This window comes from Bradyrhizobium sp. SK17 (genome assembly GCF_002831585.1).
Lineage (GTDB): Bacteria > Pseudomonadota > Alphaproteobacteria > Rhizobiales > Xanthobacteraceae > Bradyrhizobium.
In genome coordinates this window covers 6057133-6074624 of record NZ_CP025113.1, presented here as the reverse complement: position 1 = coordinate 6074624, position 17492 = coordinate 6057133, and the positions used below count along the sequence as shown (strand labels likewise).

General features: G+C 65.2%; 13 protein-coding genes and 1 pseudogene. 10 read left to right on the top strand and 4 right to left on the bottom strand.

Annotation, left to right across the window (positions count from 1 at the left end; translation table 11 throughout):
• Nucleotides 1-2 precede the first annotated feature (2 nt).
• Together CWS35_RS28140 and CWS35_RS28135 are read right to left on the bottom strand one after the other, a co-directional pair.
• Nucleotides 3-581: a peroxidase-related enzyme gene (locus CWS35_RS28140; RefSeq protein WP_024582224.1), complete on the bottom strand. Its 579-nt coding sequence runs from the start codon at nucleotides 579-581 to the stop codon at nucleotides 3-5.
• Between the two features lie 132 nt (nucleotides 582-713).
• Nucleotides 714-2471 (bottom strand): ATP-binding protein, encoded by a 1758-nt coding sequence (locus CWS35_RS28135; RefSeq protein ID WP_100954932.1) that lies wholly within the window; start codon nucleotides 2469-2471, stop codon nucleotides 714-716.
• Between the two features lie 514 nt (nucleotides 2472-2985).
• On the opposite strand from CWS35_RS28135, the pseudogene CWS35_RS28130 reads away from it, so the two are divergent.
• From CWS35_RS28130 to ggt, 9 genes and pseudogenes are all read left to right on the top strand, one after another.
• A pseudogene (locus CWS35_RS28130) lies at nucleotides 2986-4761 on the top strand (putative bifunctional diguanylate cyclase/phosphodiesterase); the annotation flags it as partial.
• Between the two features lie 97 nt (nucleotides 4762-4858).
• Nucleotides 4859-5044 (top strand): hypothetical protein, encoded by a 186-nt coding sequence (locus CWS35_RS28125; RefSeq protein ID WP_024582221.1) that lies wholly within the window; start codon nucleotides 4859-4861, stop codon nucleotides 5042-5044.
• A 151-nt stretch (nucleotides 5045-5195) separates the two neighbouring features.
• A complete protein-coding gene (locus CWS35_RS28120) occupies nucleotides 5196-6152 on the top strand; it encodes a catechol 2,3-dioxygenase (RefSeq protein WP_100954931.1) in 957 nt (318 codons plus the stop codon).
• Between the two features lie 174 nt (nucleotides 6153-6326).
• Complete coding sequence (locus CWS35_RS28115; RefSeq protein WP_024582219.1) at nucleotides 6327-6797, top strand: DUF1801 domain-containing protein; 471 nt, start codon at nucleotides 6327-6329, stop codon at nucleotides 6795-6797.
• A gap of 224 nt (nucleotides 6798-7021) precedes the next feature.
• On the top strand, nucleotides 7022-8299 hold the full coding sequence (gene soxC, locus CWS35_RS28110; RefSeq protein WP_100954930.1) for a sulfite dehydrogenase: 1278 nt from the start codon (nucleotides 7022-7024) through the stop codon (nucleotides 8297-8299).
• Nucleotides 8286-8831, top strand: coding sequence for a c-type cytochrome (locus CWS35_RS28105; protein WP_024582217.1), 546 nt, complete (start codon nucleotides 8286-8288; stop codon nucleotides 8829-8831). Before soxC ends, CWS35_RS28105 begins: the two co-directional genes overlap by 14 nt.
• A gap of 138 nt (nucleotides 8832-8969) precedes the next feature.
• Entirely contained in the window at nucleotides 8970-9275 is a 306-nt protein-coding gene (locus tag CWS35_RS28100) for a BA14K family protein (protein WP_157817246.1), read from the top strand.
• A 143-nt stretch (nucleotides 9276-9418) separates the two neighbouring features.
• Entirely contained in the window at nucleotides 9419-10918 is a 1500-nt protein-coding gene (locus CWS35_RS28095) for an amino acid permease (protein WP_024582215.1), read from the top strand.
• Between the two features lie 83 nt (nucleotides 10919-11001).
• Nucleotides 11002-12738, top strand: a complete 1737-nt coding sequence (gene ggt, locus CWS35_RS28090) for a gamma-glutamyltransferase (RefSeq protein ID WP_168226384.1) — start codon at nucleotides 11002-11004, stop codon at nucleotides 12736-12738.
• 84 nt (nucleotides 12739-12822) lie between these two features.
• On the opposite strand, the gene CWS35_RS28085 is transcribed toward ggt, so the two are convergent.
• Complete coding sequence (locus CWS35_RS28085; protein WP_245438706.1) at nucleotides 12823-13254, bottom strand: hypothetical protein; 432 nt, start codon at nucleotides 13252-13254, stop codon at nucleotides 12823-12825.
• Nucleotides 13255-13712: 458 nt separating this feature from the next.
• Here CWS35_RS28085 and CWS35_RS28080 point away from each other — a divergent pair, with 458 nt between their 5' ends.
• Nucleotides 13713-16208, top strand: coding sequence for a penicillin-binding protein 1A (locus CWS35_RS28080; RefSeq protein WP_024582212.1), 2496 nt, complete (start codon nucleotides 13713-13715; stop codon nucleotides 16206-16208).
• A 75-nt stretch (nucleotides 16209-16283) separates the two neighbouring features.
• On the opposite strand, the gene CWS35_RS28075 is transcribed toward CWS35_RS28080, so the two are convergent.
• Nucleotides 16284-17285 carry a helix-turn-helix domain-containing protein gene (locus tag CWS35_RS28075; RefSeq protein ID WP_100954927.1) on the bottom strand — a complete coding sequence of 334 codons (1002 nt, stop codon included), beginning with the start codon at nucleotides 17283-17285 and terminating at the stop codon, nucleotides 16284-16286.
• Nucleotides 17286-17492 lie beyond the last annotated feature (207 nt).

The window sequence follows — 17492 nt, the reverse complement described above, 5'->3', positions numbered from 1 at the left end:
CTCTATTTCGGCTGCCGGCCGAGCATGTAGAACTCGGCGTTCGGCCGCATGCCGGTGACGTTCGCCAGCCGGTTCGAGAGCGCGAAGAAAGCCGCGACCGCGGCGATGTCCCAGACGTCGTCATCGCTGAAGCCATGGGCGGCAAGCGCGGCGAAGTCCGCCTCGGAGACCTCCTCGGCGGCGCGGCTCACCTTCATGGCGAAATCGAGCATCGCGCGTTGCCGCGGCGTGATGTCGGCCTTGCGGTAATTGACCGCGATCTGGTCGGCGATCTCCGGATTCTTGGCGCGGATGCGCAGGATGGCGCCATGGGCGATCACGCAATATTGGCACTGGTTGGCGGCGCTGGTCGCCACCACGATCATCTCGCGCTCGGCCTTGGAGAGGCCGGAGTCCTTCTCCATCAGCGCGTCGTGATAGGCAAAGAACGCACGAAACTCGTCGGGGCGGTAGGCCAGCGTGAGGAAGACGTTCGGCACGAAGCCGGACTTCTCCTGCACCGCGAGGATGCGGCTGCGGATATCCTCGGGGAGTTGGTCGAGAGCGGGCGTCGGGAAGCGCTTTGCGGTCGGTTGCGTCATCAGATGGTTCCGGCATGCCGCCTGGATGCGGCGTCAGGCGAAACCATAGTGGATGATGGATTCAGCGCAAGGCGCATCGGCGCCTTGCCGCGATGACGGCAAGGCATCATCCGGCTGAAGCGTCATCGCGCGTTAGCGCAGCGGCTTCTTCAGCAGCGAGAAGCGATCCGGATCGAGCCCCAGCGACGGCTGTAGCATCGGGGCCTCGGCCGGCGCCATCGTGCGTGGCGGCGCGGCGGCGTTGAGCCCCGAATTGAGGTTCGGGTCGTTGGGCGTATCGCGATGCGAGGTCGCGCCGCGCCAGCGCTCCAGCACGGCGCTGACGAAATGCATGTCATGGCCGGCGGTGACCGACGGCACCGTGGCGATGGTGGCTTCGCCGCGCGGCAACTGGTGCGGCGGCACCTCCTTGAAGCGCAAGCGCGTCGGCAGCGCCACGCCTTCGCCGAACGCCAGCACCTCGCGGGTGCCGAGCGAGGGCACGAACGACAGCAAATTGGCGGCGGCATCCGAGACCGCCGAGCGCAGCAGCGCCTGGTCGCGGTCGTTGGCAAGCCGCATCGTGAACAGCGTGTTGCACTGGGAGATGATGGTGGCGTCGAGTTCGGCCGGACGCTGGGTGATCAGGCCGAGATAGACGCCGTATTTGCGGCCTTCCTTGGCGATGCGCGACACCGCCTTGCGGGTCGGGCCGAAGCCGATATTGCGGTCGGCCGAGGCATAGCGGTGCGCTTCTTCGCAGACGAACAGCATCGGCGAGACGCCGTCGCTCCACAGCCCGAAATCGAACGCCATGCGGCACAGCACCGACACCACGGAATCGACGACTTCGGCGGGGAAGCCGGCGAGCTGCATGATGGTCATCGGCTTGCCATTGGCGGGCAGGCGGAACAGATGGCTGATCACTTCGGCCATGGTGTCGCCGCCGACATTGGCGTTGTCGAACATGAAAGCGTAGCGCGGATCGTTGCGCACCGCGTCGATGCGCGAGATCAGCTTGTGGTAGATGATGCGCGAGGAGCGGTTCTCGAGTTTGCCCATGCGCTCGTCGATCAGCGAGATCAGGTCGACCAGGCGATAGGGTACCGGCGTATCGACGGTGTAGCCGACCTGCCGGGGATCGACCCGCTTCAGCCCAAGGCCGACCCGGTCGGAGTTCTGGTACTGGGTGTAGATGCCCTTCGCCATCGGTATCACTTCGGCGAGGATGTCGAGCTCGTCGGGTACGCCGGGCCGGCCGCCGAACAGCACGTCGACGATCTCTTCGAAGTTGAACAGCCAGAACGGCAGCTTCAGGTTCCGCGGGTTGAGCACCTGGGCGCGCTCGCCGAAGCAGCGGCCGTATTCATTGTGCACGTCGAGCAGGAAGATGCGCAGGTTCGGCCGCGACTTCAGGATCTCGTTGAGCAGCAGCGACACGCCGGTGGATTTGCCGACGCCGGTGGAGCCCAGCACCGCGAAGTGCTTGGAAAGCATTTCCTCGATATCGACATAGGCGATGACAGAACGATCCTGCTGCAGCGTGCCGACATTGATCTGGTCCGAGCCGCTCGGCGCATACACCGTGCGCAGCTCCTGGTTCGTGATCAGGTCGGTGCTGTCGCCGATGGTCGGATAGTGGGTGACACCGCGCTGGAACTTCGGCCGGTCACCGCCAAGGATCTCGCCGAGCAGGTCGACCGAGGCGGTCGCGATGTAGGCCTCGGACGGCGGCAGGTTCTCACACGTCACTTCGGTGATCATGGCGACGATGACCGAACTCGCACAGCGGATGCTGACGAACCGGCCGACCGTCGCTCGCATTTCTGAAAGTTGCATCTGGCCGCCGGCCAGCAGCCCGACCCGGGCCTGCGAGCCGCGTACAGAGATCACACGTCCGAAGGATGTCACAGTTCTAGCCTGGCTCGTTCCCAAAGTATAAATGTCCGGACCAATATGCCTGCCCGGGTTTGGAAAAACCGTTAAATCGCCGGGGTTCCGCATCGGCTAAATCTACACCTTTGCGGTGACGATTTGTTTCTCGCGTGGCGCGAGATTGCGCGCCGCCGCGCGCTACGGCGCGGAAATCGTTGCTTTCCGGTACAGCTGCGCCGGTTTCGCGGTACGGCCATTAACGTTGCATTCACCATGTCCGAGGAGCGCGTCGGCCGCTCCGTAACTTTGCGGAATTTCGGTGTGATTCATGACCCGCTGCCGCATGGTATCTCGTAACCGATTGCTAACTGCGAGTTGTAACGACCTTTCCATTTGTGCTGCGTAACGATGCCGCGCCCGGGGAGAGATCAGCGTGCGCATTGAACACCGCAACTTATCGTCAGGGACTACCGACGCCGGTTCGACCAAGGGGCTGGCGTTCTGTGCCGGCCTGCTGGTGGGCAGCCTGTTCGGAAGCGTGACCGCGCAGTGGAGTGAGCGCGAAGGCTTGCTGATGGCCGCATTCGCGATCATGGCCGTGATTGTGTTCCTGCTGCTGAAGCGGCACGAGATCTCGGACGCGCGGCTCGCCACCGAGCGCCGCAATCTCGTGACCGCCGTGAACAACATCCCGCAGGGACTGGTGCTCTACGACGCGTCGGCGCGCATCATCATCTGCAACTCGCCCTACATCGAGATGTTCGGGCTTTCGCCCGATGTGGCGAAGCCGGGCTGCACCATGCAGCGGCTGATCGCGCACCGGCAGGAGACCGGCTCGTTCGACGGCGATGTCGACGAGTTCTGCGATGCCATCATCCGCAATGTCCAACTCGGCCGGGGAACGCGTCAGCTGACCCAGGCGCCGGGCGGGCGGGCGATCGAGATCGTCAACAAGCCGCTGGCGGAGGGCGGTTGGGTGGCGACCATCGAGGACATCACGGAACGGACGCGCACCGAGAACAAGATCGCCTACATGGCGCATTACGACGCGCTCACTGATCTACCCAATCGCGTGCTGTTCCGTCAGCGTCTCGAGCAGGCGCTGACGACGATCTGTCCGGACGAGCAGCTCGCCGTGATGTATATCGACATCGACGAATTCAAGAGCGTCAACGACGCGCTCGGCCACCAGATAGGTGACGAATTGCTCAGGGCGATCGCGGATCGCCTGCGCTCCTGCCTCGGCGAGACCGATATCGCGGCACGGCTCGGCGGCGACGAGTTTGCCGTGATCCAGACCGCGGTCCGCAATCAGACCCAGACCATGCAATTGCTGGCTGCGATCTATCGGGCGATCCGCCAGCCGATCGACTGTAGCGGGCATCTGATCACCGCCGACGCGAGCATCGGGATCGCGGTTGCGCCCACTGACGGCCTCGACCTCGATCAATTGCTGCGCAACGCCGACCTCGCGCTCTATGGGGCCAAGAGCGACGGCCGTCGCACCTATCGGTTCTTCGAGTCCGGCATGGACGCGCGCGCCAAGGCACGCCGCAGCCTCGAGCTCGAGCTGCGCCAGGCGATCGCCGATGGCAGCTTTGAGCTGCACTATCAGCCGCTGCTGCATCTCGAGCACGGCCAGGTCAGCTGTTGCGAGGCGCTGCTGCGCTGGCGTCATCCCGAGCGCGGCACGATCTCGCCGGCGGATTTCATCCCGGTCGCCGAGGATACCGGCCTGATCAACGATCTCGGTCACTGGGTGCTCAACACGGCGTGCCGGGAAGCGGTGAGCTGGCCGGATCACATCCACGTCGCGGTCAATGTGTCTCCGGTCCAGTTCAAGAGCCAGACGCTGGCACTGAACGTCGCCGCTGCGCTGGCGGCATCGGGGCTTGCGCCGTCGCGGCTCGAGCTTGAAATCACCGAGGCCGTGCTGATCCGCGACGACGAGGCCGCGCTCGATGTCCTGCACCAGCTACGCGAGCTGGGTGTCCGCATCGCGCTCGACGATTTCGGCACCGGCTATTCGTCGCTGAGCTATCTGCAACGCTTTCCGTTCGACAAGATCAAGATCGATCGCGCCTTCATCAAGGATCTCGCCGGGACCGGTGCATCGTCCACGATCGTTCAGGCCGTCGTGAACATTGCCGCCGCCAGCGACATGACCACGACCGCGGAAGGCGTCGAGACCGAGCAGCAGCGCAACCTGCTCCGCATCCTCGGCTGCACCGAGATGCAGGGCTATCTGTTCAGCCGGCCGGTGCCGGCCGCTGAAGTCCGCAGGTTCCTTTCGTCACATCGCGAGAAGGCGGAATCGGTCGCGTGACCGTCGTCTCGGCGGCTTGCCATCGCTCTGTGATTCCGGCCACGGAATGTCGCGCGGGCGCGCTCCATCTTGTTGATACGCAACAAGAGGGCTCGCCGTGTATTATCTCGTCAACGCGCTTCTCGTCCTGGCGATCGCGTTCTTCTTTTTTCTGCCGATGACCGATCGCCGCACGGCGCGGATGAAGCTCTGCATGGTGTGCGCGCTCGCGGTCGCGCTGACGGTGTCGGCGACCATGTCTCGGCCGCACGGCGCGGCAGCGGTGATGGCGTCAAAGGGCTAGGTCGCGGATGCCGGCTCGACCGGTGCAATCGATGGCGGCAGCAATAATTTGTTGACGAGACCTAATCATTTGTACACTAGTACAAATAGACATGCCGGTGTCGCCGAGCGGAAGATGTCGGTCCGGTGTCGTCGCACGAGGAGACCGCCGCATGCAGCCGGAACCGATCTTCGATCTCGCTCATCTCGGGCATATGGAGCTGCTGACGCCGAAGCCGGACGAGAGCCTGAAGTTCTTCGTCGATGTCATGGGCATGACCGTGAGTGGTCGGAGCGGAGAGTCGGTCTATCTGCGCGGCTGGGACGATTATGAGCGTTATTCGCTGAAGCTGACCGCATCGAACACCTCGGGCATGGAGCACATGGCGCTACGGGCCCGCAGCCCTCAGGCGCTTGAGCGCCGCGTCGCCGCGCTGAAGGGCTCGGGCTTCGACATCGGATGGATCGATGGCGACATGGGGCAGGGGCCGGCCTTCCGCTGCCGCGATCCCGACGGCCACGTGATCGAGCTCTATTACGAGACCGAATGGTACGAGGCGCCGGCCGAGCTGAGGCCGGCGTTGAAGAACCAGGCGCAACGCTTTCCGGCGCGCGGCGTCAATGTCCGCCGGCTCGATCATCTCAACTGCCTCGCCGTCGATATCAGGGCCAATCGGCTGTTCTTCGAGACCTATCTCGGATGCCGTACCACCGAGCAGATCGTGCTCAACGACGGCACGGAAGCCGCGATGTGGATGACGATGTCGAACAAGAGCTACGACTTCGCCTACACGCGCGACCACTATGGCAAGCGCGGCCGGTTTCACCACGTCACTTACGCCCTCGACAGCCGCGAGGAGATCCTGCGCGCCGCGGATATTTTCCTCGAGCATGGCGTGCATATCGAGACCGGACCGCACAAGCATGCGATCCAGCAGACTTTCTTCCTCTATGTCTATGAGCCCGGCGGCAACCGCGTCGAGGTCGCCAATGCCGGAGCGCGCCTGATCCTCGCGCCGGACTGGAAGCCGATCGTGTGGACCGAGGAGGAGCGCAAGAAGGGGCAGGCCTGGGGATTGAAGACGATCGAGTCGTTCCACACCCACGGCACGCCGCCGGTGATCGACTAGACTCCAGCCACGATCTGGCCTCGCGGATCGTCGCAAGGAAACGGCTCGCGCGTCGATACGCCGCCGCGAACGTTCGCAGGCAATGAGGACACGTCGGCACGTAGCAGATATGATCCGGTTCGCGAGGGCGGCATCGCTCAGTGCGCGAGACGTGAGCCGGTTGGATCAGACGCAATGGTTGGCAAGGCACGCAAGACGCCGGTGAAGAGCACAAAGAAGGCGGCTGCGAAACGCGGGGCTGCCAAGCCGCGCCTGCTTGCCGGCGGCAATCCGCAGATCGCGAAGGGATATGGCGACGCTCCCGTGCAGGCCTACATCGCGGCGATGCCGGGATGGAAGCGTGACGTCGGACGCAAGCTCGATGCGCTTATCGTGCGGACGGTCCCCGGCGTGCACAAGGCGGTGAAGTGGAATTCGCCGCTCTACGGCATCGATGGTGAAGGCTGGTTCCTCGGCCTCCATGTCTTCACGCGCTACGTCAAAGTGGCGTTCTTTCGCGGCGCGTCGCTGCATCCCGTGCCGCCGGGCAAGTCCAAGCAGCAGCAGATACGCTATCTCGACATTCGCGAGGACGACGAGCTCGACGAAGCCCAGTTCGCCGCCTGGGTGAAGCAAGCCAGTCAATTGCCCGGCGAGCGGATGTAAGCGGCCACGCGGGCCAAGACCGCTGAGCATCGGTCGCCGCGCGGGGCGATCTCCATCACGGCGATGTCCCGTCTGGTCATCAATGCTGCCTCGTCCCCGCATCCGCTCGCTCGAAGCCTTGCCTGTCGTTGCACGTCGTCGATGCTGCTCTGCGTGCGGGGCCATTGCCTCGCTTGCCGCGTTTGGTGTTAGGCTGCGCCTCGTAACGTCAGAGGAAAACGTCGATGAGCGAACACACGACGGACAAGCGCGTGCGAGAGGCGTCTCGCAGGCGATTCCTTCAGGCGGGTGCGGCACTGGCCGGCGGCTCCGCGATCGCGGGAGTTGCCGGTTCTCCTGCGCTTGCCGAGCCGGGGAATAATCTTCCGCCCAGCGTGCCGGAATGGATGAAAGCGCCCGGCGACCCGATGGGGAGCCAGCCCTACGGCGCGCCATCGGTACACGAAAAGGGCGTCGTCAAGAACATCTCGAAGACGCTCCCGCAGTATATCTCCGCTTCGGGCCGCACGCCGTTGCAGGAGCTCGACGGCATCATCACGCCGAACGGCCTGTTCTACGAACGCCACCACGGCGGCGTGCCGACCATCGATCCGGCCGAGCACCGGCTGATGCTGCACGGCATGGTCGATCGTCCGCTGGTGTTCACGATGGAGGACATCCGCCGCTTTCCCTCGCAGTCGCGAATCCACTTCATCGAGTGCTCCGGCAACCCGGTCTACACCAAGCCCTATGGCAAGACCGCCTCCGACCTCGTCGGTCTGGTGAGCTGCGCGGAATGGACCGGCGTGCCGCTGAAGACCGTGCTGGATGAAGCAGGCTTGCAGGCGGGCGCCAAGTGGATCGTCGCCGAAGGCGCCGATGCCGCCGCGCTGACGCGCTCGATCCCGATCGAAAAATGTCTCGACGACGCCATGCTGGTCTACAGCCAGAACGGTGAGCGGCTGCGTCCGCAGCAGGGTTATCCGCTGCGCCTGTTGCTGCCCGGTTTCGAGGGCAACATGAACGTGAAGTGGCTGCGCCGGCTCAAGGTTGCTGCCGAGCCGGCCTATTCGCGCGAGGAGACCTCGAAATACACCGATCCGATGCCCGACGGCACGTCGCGCGAGTTCACCTTCTACATGGAAGCCAAATCGATCATCACACGGCCGTCCGGCGGTCAGAAGCTGACGACGCAGGGCTTTCACGAGATCACGGGTCTCGCCTGGAGCGGCCATGGCAAGATCAAGCAGGTCGAGGTTTCCGTTGATGGCGGCAAAAGCTGGCAGGCTGCCGAGCTTCAGGAGCCGGTGCTGACGCGCGCGCTCACCCGTTTCCGCTTGCCCTGGCATTGGGACGGCACGCCCGCTCTGATCCAGAGCCGCGCCGTCGACGAGACCGGCTACGTGCAGCCGACGCTGGCCGAACTGGTGGCGGTGCGTGGTCTCAATTCATTCTACCACAACAACGCGATCTGGCCCTGGCGGATCGATGCAAATGGCGAGGTCAGCAATGGCCAGGCGTAAGCTCACTTGCGTGCTGCTGGCCGGCACGGTCGCGGTCTTCTCGCTCGCCGCGCATGCCGAGGAGCGCTACGGCATCGGCCGGGCGGCGACAGCGGCCGAGATCGCCGGCTGGAACATCGATATCGGTCGCGATGGTGCGGGACTGCCGCCGGGCAGCGGCAGTGTCGAGCGCGGCCGCACAGTGTTCGCCGAGCAGTGCTCGGCGTGCCACGGCGACAGCGGGCAGGGTGGTGTCGGCGACCGCCTGGTCGGCGGGCAGGGCACCCTGGCGAGCGCAAAGCCGATCCGCACCGTCGGCAGCTACTGGCCCTATGCCTCGACGCTGTTCGACTACATCCGCCGCGCGATGCCGCAGAACGCGCCGCAGTCGCTGAGCAATGAGGATGTCTACGCGGTGTCCGCCTACATCCTCAGCCTCAATGGCATCGTGCCTGCCAATGCCGTGCTCGACGCCAGGTCGCTCGCCGCCATCAAGATGCCGAACCGCGACGGATTCGTCTCCGATCCGCGGCCCGACGTGCAAAATCACTGAGCGTGACACCACCGCTGCCTCGCTCGCAGCATCGTGACGCCGAGGCCCCTGTGCGCTGAAGGCTGCCGTCACCATATCGGGCGTGGGGCGGCGCAGCCGACCTTTGACATGTTTTCATTGATCGATAGGAGAGGTCGCATGTCCGGATTGAGGGCGATTGCAGCCGCTGTGGTACTCGCGGGGATGACCCTGTCGCCGGTCGTTGCCCAGGTTTCGGAGCCCGCGATGCTCGAGGCTCAGAACCCCGGGCGCAGCGCCTTGAACGGCGGCGCGCTGACGCCATGGGGCGAGGCCCAGGCCGCGGCACAACGCAGCAGCAATCCGGCGAACGCCTACGGCGCCATGCCGCCGGCGCCGTCGTCCTCTTGCGCGCGCTACCGTTCGTTCGATGCCGCATCCGGTACATTCCGTGGACGCGACGGGCGCCGTCATTCCTGCCAATAGCTCCTTCGCCGTGCTTGGCGGTGGATAAGGGCGCCGGCCACCGCCCGGAGCGCGAATGACCGCCCGCCAGGCGCGCTATAGTCTGCCGATCGGATCGGGTCCCACCGGACCCGGCGGCGGAGGCAGACGGCGTGACGGACACCCTGGCCGGTTTCTGGGATCGAAAGCCGACGTCCGAACTGTTGCGCGAGGCGGCGCGCGCGGACGGCGACGCCGAGGCGCCGGTCTTCAGACGCTCGCTGTCCGCGCTGCAACTCGTCACCCTCGGCATCGGCGGCATCATCGGCGCCGGCATCTTCGTGCTGACGGGACACGCGGCCGCCGCGAATGCCGGTCCCGCCGTCACGCTCTCCTTCATGCTTGGCGCGATCGCCTGCGCCTTCGCCGGCCTGTGCTACGCCGAGATGGCGTCGACCGTGCCGATCAGCGGCAGCGCCTACACCTATGCTTACGCGACGCTCGGCGAATTGATCGCCTGGATCATCGGCTGGGACCTGATCCTCGAATATGCGGTCGGCGCGATCGCGGTCTCGGTCGGATGGTCCGGCTATTTCGTCAGCTTCATGCGCGATTTCGGCATCACCCTGCCGCAGCAATTCACCTCGGCGCCGTTCGCCTATGACGTCAACACCGGTGCGTGGTCGTCGACCGGCGCGGTCGTCAACATCCCGGCGATGGTGATCATTGCGTTCGTCACCACACTGCTCGTGATCGGCATCCGCGAGTCCGCGCGCTTCACCGGCTTCGTCGTCGTGGTCAAGCTCGTCGTCATCGCGCTGTTCCTCGCCGCCGCGGCGTCCTCGGTGACGCTGGCGAACTGGGTGACGGCGAGCAATCCGGAGGGCGCGCTGATCCCGCCGAACGCAGGTCCCGGCGTGTTCGGCTGGTCCGGCGTGATCCGCGGCGCGGCGGTGGTGTTCTTCGCCTATATCGGTTTCGACGCGGTCTCGACCGCCGCGCAGGAAGCCAAGCGGCCGGAGCGCGACATGCCGATCGGCATTCTCGGTTCGCTGGTGATCTGCGCCGCGCTCTATGTTGCGGTCGGCTTCGTGCTGACCGGGATCGTGCCTTATGACAAGCTCGGCGTGCCCGATCCGATCGCGGTCGGCATCGATGCGATCGGCATCGGCTGGCTCGGTCCCTTCATCAAGCTCGGCATCCTGTTCGGGCTGACATCGGTGATCCTGATCATGCTGCTGGCGCAGCCGCGGGTCTTTCGCGCCATGGCGCATGACGGGCTGCTGCCCGGCTTTGCCGCGCGGATCCATCCGCGCTTCCAGACCCCCTATGTCTCGACGATCTGCTCCGGTGTCGTCGCCGCCATCCTGGCAGGCCTGCTGCCGATCGGGCTGGTCGGCGAGCTCGTGTCGATCGGCACGCTGTTCGCGTTCACCGTGGTCTCGATCGGCACACTGGTGCTGCGCCTGCGCGATCCGGAATTGCCGCGCCCGTTCAGGGCGCCTGCGATCTGGCTGGTGGCGCCTGCGGCTGCCGGAACATCGCTGTTCCTGATGTTCGGCCTGCCGCTCGACACCTGGATCAGGCTTGCGGTGTGGCTCCTGATCGGGCTCGTGATCTATGCCACCTATGGCAGACGCCGCAGCCGGCTGCGGGCGAGCGGAGAGCGCGGCGCGAGCCTATAGTGCGTCCGCGTGCGGCCTGCTAGGTTTGCGCGCGGAGATCGCGTTGCAGGCCGCGACAAGCCGGTGTTTCCTGGGAGTCTTCCATGCAAAATTCAACGATGCGCGCGCGATGGATGGCCGCTGCGATCCTCTCGTTCGCCGTGACGGGGGCGGCGCCCGGTCAGGCGGCGTCGGTTGCACCCGTCGCGGCCGAGAACGGCATGGTGGTGTCCGCGCAGCATCTGGCAACGCAGGTCGGCGTGGAGGTGCTGAAGCGCGGCGGCAACGCGGTCGATGCGGCGGTCGCGGTGGGATATGCGCTCGCCGTGGCCCATCCGGCGGCCGGCAATCTCGGCGGCGGCGGATTCATGACGATCGAGCTCGCCGACGGCCGCAAGACCTTCCTGGATTTCCGCGAAACCGCGCCGAAGGGCGCCACCGCCAACATGTATCTCGATAAGGACGGCAACGTCATCAAGGGACTCTCGACCAAGGGGCACCTTGCCGTCGGCGTGCCGGGCTCGGTGGCTGGCATGGAATATGCGCGCGAGAAATACGGCACGATGAAGCGCGCGGACGTGATCGCGCCGGCGCTGCAACTCGCGGAGGACGGCTTCGTGCTCGATCGCGGCGACGTCCAGATGCTGGACTCGTCGATCGACGATCTCCGCGAGGATCCGGCGTCAGCCGCGATCTTCCTCAACAACGGCAAGCCGTTCGTGGTCGGCGACCGGCTGGTGCAGCACGATCTGGCCGAAACCCTGCGCGAGATCAGCAAGCGCGGCACCGACGGCTTCTACAAGGGCTGGGTGGGGGCGGCGATCGTCGCCTCGAGCCAGGCCGGCAAGGGCCTGCTCACGCAGGAGGACCTCGACAATTACAAGGTCCGCGAGCTGGCGCCGGTCGAATGCGACTACCGCGGCTATCACGTGGTCTCGGCGCCGCCGCCGAGCTCGGGCGGTGTGGTGATCTGCGAGATGCTCAACATCCTCGAAGGTTATCCGCTCAGGGAGCTCGGCTATCATTCCGCGCAGGCGGTGCATTACCAGATCGAGGCGATGCGCCACGCCTATGTGGACCGCAACAGTTATCTCGGCGATCCCGACTTCGTGAAGAACCCGCTCGAGCGGCTGCTCGACAAGAACTACGCCGCGAAGATCCGTGCCGTGATCGACCCTGCCAGGGCCGGCGTGTCCAAGGAGATCAAGCCCGGCGTTCCACCGCATGAAGGCAGCAACACCACGCATTATTCGATCGCCGACAAGGACGGCAACGCGGTGTCGGTGACTTACACGCTGAACGACTGGTTCGGTGCCAAGGTGACGGCGGCCAAGACCGGCGTGCTGCTGAACGACGAGATGGACGACTTCACCGCCAAGGTCGGCGTGCCGAACCTGTACGGCCTGGTGCAAGGTGAAGCCAATTCGATCGGTCCCGGCAAGCGGCCGCTGTCCTCGATGAGCCCGACGATCGTCTCGAAGGACGGCAAGCCGGTCATGGTGCTGGGCACGCCGGGCGGCAGCCGGATCATCACGGCCGTGCTGCTGACGATGATCAATGCCATCGACTACGGCATGAATGCGCAGGAGGCCGTCGACATGCCGCGGTTCCATCAGCAATGGCTGCCGGAAGCGACCAATGTCGAGGATTTTGCGTTGTCGCCGGACACACGGAAGATCCTCGAGGGCATGGGCCACACCTTCGGACCGCCGCAGCCGGCCAACCATCTCGCCGTGATCATCATCGGCGCACCGTCGCTGGGCGGCAAGCCGGTCGGCGGCAACCGCTTCTATGGCGCGAACGACCCGCGCCGCAATTCGGGGCTCGCCGCCGGCTACTGATTGTGGTGGGGGACGTCGCAGGACTGTACGGCGCGATCAAAGAGGCCGCCGCGGTGCGGCTGTGCCTGTCAGGTCATTCTCGCGTCAGGCGATGGCGGTCGACCTGCCGTCACCATCCTGCCCGCTCGTCAGCAGCAGGCGGCGGCGGATCGCGTCCTCGACCAGGGCGAGCGACTGCTTGGCCTCCCGCGCCTCGGCTTCGGCGGCCTGGGCCCGGTATTCGATCGCATCGAGTTGCTCCTGCTGCGATTCGATCCGCCGTCGGGCCTCTTCGAGCGCCCGGGACGCGTCCCTCAGCTTGCGCTCGGTGACGGCGATGATCTCGAGCTGGGCCTGTTCGGCGGCCTCGGCGCGCGCCTCGCTGGCGCGGGCCCTGTCCTCGATGAGACGGAACATGTCCGCCGCCTGATAGACGAGGTCCAAGGCCTCGGCGCCCGCCGCCGATGTCGGCGGTCTTGGGAAGCCGAGAACATTCTGGTCGGCCGTAAAAGGCCGTCTAAATCCGCGCAGTGCCATGGTATTCAGCCCGTCGCGAGTCAGCGTATGCCAACAACCTGCAGTAGTTATAGTTAACAAACCATTAGCGTGGCGTGGCGCTAGCGGCTGTCCACCGCTTTCTGCCGCAGCGCCGCTCATAGCGGCAGCCGGGTAGTGAGACCGAGATTCGAAGCCGCGCTTTTGTTTCGCAACTCAGCCGCTGCGCAAATGCGGCGATTGGAGTCAGGCAGACGATCCGACAGATGCGCGAATCGAGAAGCTGGGTTCCCGAGGGGATGGATGTATCGCCCTCGTCGCATCGCGCTGATTTGGTCGTGCGGCGAAGCCCGGCTCTATGGCATAAGTTTGACGTTTGGCTTGCTTAAATTCTCCTGCGTCGAATTGCAGGTCCGGGGAGCGACCGATATACCGGACCGCCTAAGTGGCAGGCAGCTGGCTCAGAATGAGCGGCGTATTCGCCACGGAAATCTGGTCGAATGAAATTTCTGTTGCGGTTCTTCGGGTTCCTGTTCACCGCGGGAACCATCATGTTCCTGGCCGGTCTGGCCGCGGTGGCGGGGTTGTTCTGGCATTTTTCCAAGGACCTGCCCGACTATTCGCAGCTCCAGAACTACGAGCCGCCGGTGATGACGCGCGTGCACGCGGCCGACGGCTCGTTGCTCGGCGAATATGCCAAGGAGCGCCGGCTGTACCTGCCGATCCAGGCGGTGCCGAAGCTCGTGATCAACGCCTTCCTGGCGGCCGAGGACAAGAATTTCTACGAGCATGGCGGCGTCGACTACACCGGCATGGCGCGCGCCGGCGTCGCCTACATCCAGAACTTCGGTTCCAACCGCCGCCCGCAGGGCGCCTCCACCATCACCCAGCAGGTCGCCAAGAACTTCCTGCTGACCAACGAGGTGTCGTTCTCGCGCAAGATCAAGGAAGCCCTGCTGGCGATGCGAATCGAGCGGGCCTATTCCAAGGACAAGATCCTCGAGCTCTACCTCAACGAAATCTATCTCGGACTCGGTGCGTACGGCATCGCGGCGGCCTCGCTGGTCTATTTCGACAAATCGGTCAACGAACTGACGGTCGCAGAGGCGGCGTATCTGGCGGCGTTGCCGAAAATGCCGGCGAGCCTGCATCCGGTGCGCAACCATGCGCGCGCCGTCGAGCGGCGCAACTATGTGATCGATCGCCTGCAGGAGAACGGCTGGATCACCGCCGCCGACGCCGACAAGGCGCGCAAGGATCCACTGGTCGTCACCAATCGCAGCAGCGGCGCGCATACCTTCGCCGGCGAGTATTTCTCCGAAGAGGTCCGCCGCGACATCTTCGAACGCTATGGCGAGAAGAAGCTTTACGAAGGCGGCCTGTCGGTCCGCACCACACTCGATCCCAAGATCCAGGTGATGGCGCGCAAGACCATGGTGGCGGGGCTCGTGAACTATGACGAGCAGCAGGGCTATCGCGGCGCGATCCAGAAGCTCAGCCTGACCGGCGACTGGGGCGTGCCGCTCGCCGAGGTCAAGTCGCTCTCCGACATCTCGCCGTGGCGAATGGCGGTGGTGCTGGAGAGCAACGACCAGTCGGCGCGGATCGGCTTCCAGCCCGGCCGCGAACTGGGTGGCGCCATCAGCAAGCAGCGCGAAACCGGCATCGTCACGCTGGAAGGCGTGCGGTGGGCGAGGGCAACGTCCGGCCCGTACAAGGGCAAGACGCCGACCGCGGTGGCGCAGGTGTTGCAGCCCGGCGACGTGATCTACGCCGATCCGCTGTTCTCCAAGGACGGCAAGCCCGTCGAGGGCCAGTACCGGCTGCGCCAGGTCCCAGAACTGTCGGGCGCGATGGTGGCGATGGATCCGCACACCGGCCGCGTGCTCGCGATGGTCGGCGGCTTCTCGTTCGACCAGAGCCAGTTCAACCGCGCGACGCAGGCCTACCGGCAGCCCGGTTCGACCTTCAAGCCGATCGTCTATTCGTCGGCGCTCGACAACGGCTACACCGGATCGACGGTGATGATCGACGGCCCGATCGAGATCGACCAGGGGCAGGGCAACATCTGGCGTCCGGAGAACTTCTCGACCGGCAAATATCAGGGCCAGGTCACGCTGCGCAACGCGCTGCGGCTGTCGCTCAACACCGTGACGGTGCGGCTCGCGCAGGAGATCGGCATGCCGCTGATCGGCGAGTACGCCAAGCGCTTCGGCGTCTATGACGAACTGCCGAACTACCTCGCCTATGCGCTCGGCGCCGGCGAGACCACGGTGATGCGGATGGCGACGGCCTATTCGATGATCGCCAATGGCGGCCGTCGCGTGAAGCCGACCCTGATCGACCGCATCCAGGATCGCTACGGCCACACCATCTTCAAGCACGACCAGCGCGAATGCCGCGGCTGCGATGCGCCGGAAGGCTGGAAGAACCAGCCCGAGCCGCAACTGATCGACCACCGCGAGCAGGTGCTGGACGCCATGACGGCCTATCAGATCACCTCGCTGATGGAAGGCGTGATCCAGGCCGGCACCGGCACCGCGCTGAAGGAGGTCGGCAAGCCGCTCGCCGGCAAGACCGGCACCTCGAACGAGGCCAAGGACCTCTGGTTCGTCGGCTTCTCGCCGGATCTCGTGGTCGGGCTCTATGTCGGCTATGACAAGCCGCGTTCGCTCGGCCGCACCGCGCAGGCCGGCCGGACCGCGGCGCCGATCGCGCGCGACTTCCTGAAGCTCGCGCTGGCCGACAAGCCGGCGACCCCGTTCAAGCAGCCGGTCGGCATCCGCCTGGTGCTGGTCGATGCCAAGACCGGCCTGCGTGCCGCGCCGGGCCAGAACCGGGGCGTGGTGCTCGAAGCCTTCAAGCCGGGCCAGGCACCGCCGGTCTATGACAACAACATGGTCCCGGGCACCGATGTCATCGACGGCACCCAGGCCGGCATTTCGCCGGACGCGGATCGCGCCGTGATGCGGTCGGGAACGGGCGGGCTGTACTGAGCCCGTCAGGGTCCGACCAACCAGTCCGGCGCGCCGCCGTCACAACGGCGGACGCGCCGCAACCTGGCACCGACGTCATATCGTCGCTTTGATCGGACGCAGATAGCGCTGGGCTTCAGGCGAGGCCATGAACGGCACATTATCCAGCTCCGGCTTGACGGCGAGCGCGCGAACGTTCTTCGGCGACAGGCCGAAATATGTCTTGAACGCCCGCGTGAACGCGGAAGGGTGACTGAATCCGAACTCGAATGCGAGCTGTGAGATCCGTGGGCGCGGCATCAGTGGATCGGTCATGCGGCGGAATGCGTAGCGCAGCCGCCGCTCCATGATGTAGGCGCTCACTCCGCCGAGCGGCTCGAATGCGCGATAGAGCGTCGAGCGGGTCACGCCGAACTCGTCGAGGAGCGTCTTCGGCCCGAGCGACGGCTCGGCAAGGCGTCGCTCGATCGTGGCCTTCATGGCGACGAGCGAGGCGCCGCCGCCGGCATTCGCACTGACGTGGTCTCGCGACAAGGTCTCCAGGCATGCGGCAACCATCTGGATGATCGCATCCGCGATCGGACGTGCCTCGACCTGCTTCATCGCCGGGCCGATCGCCATGCTGTCCTCCATCAAACCAAGCAGGACGCGCGTCAACGCTCCAGGCGCGAGCACCAAGCCATGGGCGATCTCGAGCAGCGGACACAGCGCTTCGAGCTTGTGCCGGGAGACCGCCAGGCTGATGTTCTCGACGGCAGGCGCTTCGATCACCGTCTCCTGCGAGAGGTCGATGAACGCCAGCTCGCCCTTGTTGACGCGCTTTCTCGTGCCGGTCGTTTTGAGGACGAAGTGGCCGCTGGTGTAGCAAACCACCAGGATCTGGTCGTTGGCCGATTGCGCGATCGTCGCGAGGCTGCGCGTGAAGCGGCAGGCAGAGCTCTTGGTGCGCGATACCGTGACGTCGGGCAGGCAGAAGACCTCCGCCTCCGACCAGAACGGCGCTCGTTCGGCGGGGTTCGGAATCTCGAAGTCGAACACTGGCCGCATCATCTTGCGGTATGCGGCGACACTGCCGGCGTCGGTCTCAGGGAAATGCATCCCAAAGCAATCGATGCACGGAACGGGCTTTGCGGACAAAGGCAGCCCCCTTGGGCGAACTGGAAAGGCTATGTCATAGCCGAAGCAACGGCCGCCGATCAATGCGACGCGCCGGAGCCGAGATCGGACTTGCACCCACCGTCTGGTGCTCCGGCTGCGAACTGCCGGTCTGTCTCATTTTTTTACCTGCCAGTCCCAACACGCTTC

Bases quoted from the DNA above. Each gene is read 5' to 3' on its own strand.
- CWS35_RS28140 (WP_024582224.1), bottom strand. From the start codon at position 581: ATGACGCAACCGACCGCAAAGCGCTTCCCGACGCCCGCTCTCGACCAA.
- CWS35_RS28120 (WP_100954931.1), top strand. From the start codon at position 5,196: ATGCAGCCGGAACCGATCTTCGATCTCGCTCATCTCGGGCATATGGAG.
- CWS35_RS28115 (WP_024582219.1), top strand. From the start codon at position 6,327: ATGGTTGGCAAGGCACGCAAGACGCCGGTGAAGAGCACAAAGAAGGCG.
- soxC (WP_100954930.1), top strand. From the start codon at position 7,022: ATGAGCGAACACACGACGGACAAGCGCGTGCGAGAGGCGTCTCGCAGG.
- CWS35_RS28105 (WP_024582217.1), top strand. From the start codon at position 8,286: ATGGCCAGGCGTAAGCTCACTTGCGTGCTGCTGGCCGGCACGGTCGCG.
- CWS35_RS28100 (WP_157817246.1), top strand. From the start codon at position 8,970: ATGTCCGGATTGAGGGCGATTGCAGCCGCTGTGGTACTCGCGGGGATG.
- ggt (WP_168226384.1), top strand. From the start codon at position 11,002: ATGCAAAATTCAACGATGCGCGCGCGATGGATGGCCGCTGCGATCCTC.
- CWS35_RS28085 (WP_245438706.1), bottom strand. From the start codon at position 13,254: ATGGCACTGCGCGGATTTAGACGGCCTTTTACGGCCGACCAGAATGTT.
- CWS35_RS28080 (WP_024582212.1), top strand. From the start codon at position 13,713: ATGAAATTTCTGTTGCGGTTCTTCGGGTTCCTGTTCACCGCGGGAACC.
- CWS35_RS28075 (WP_100954927.1), bottom strand. From the start codon at position 17,285: ATGCATTTCCCTGAGACCGACGCCGGCAGTGTCGCCGCATACCGCAAG.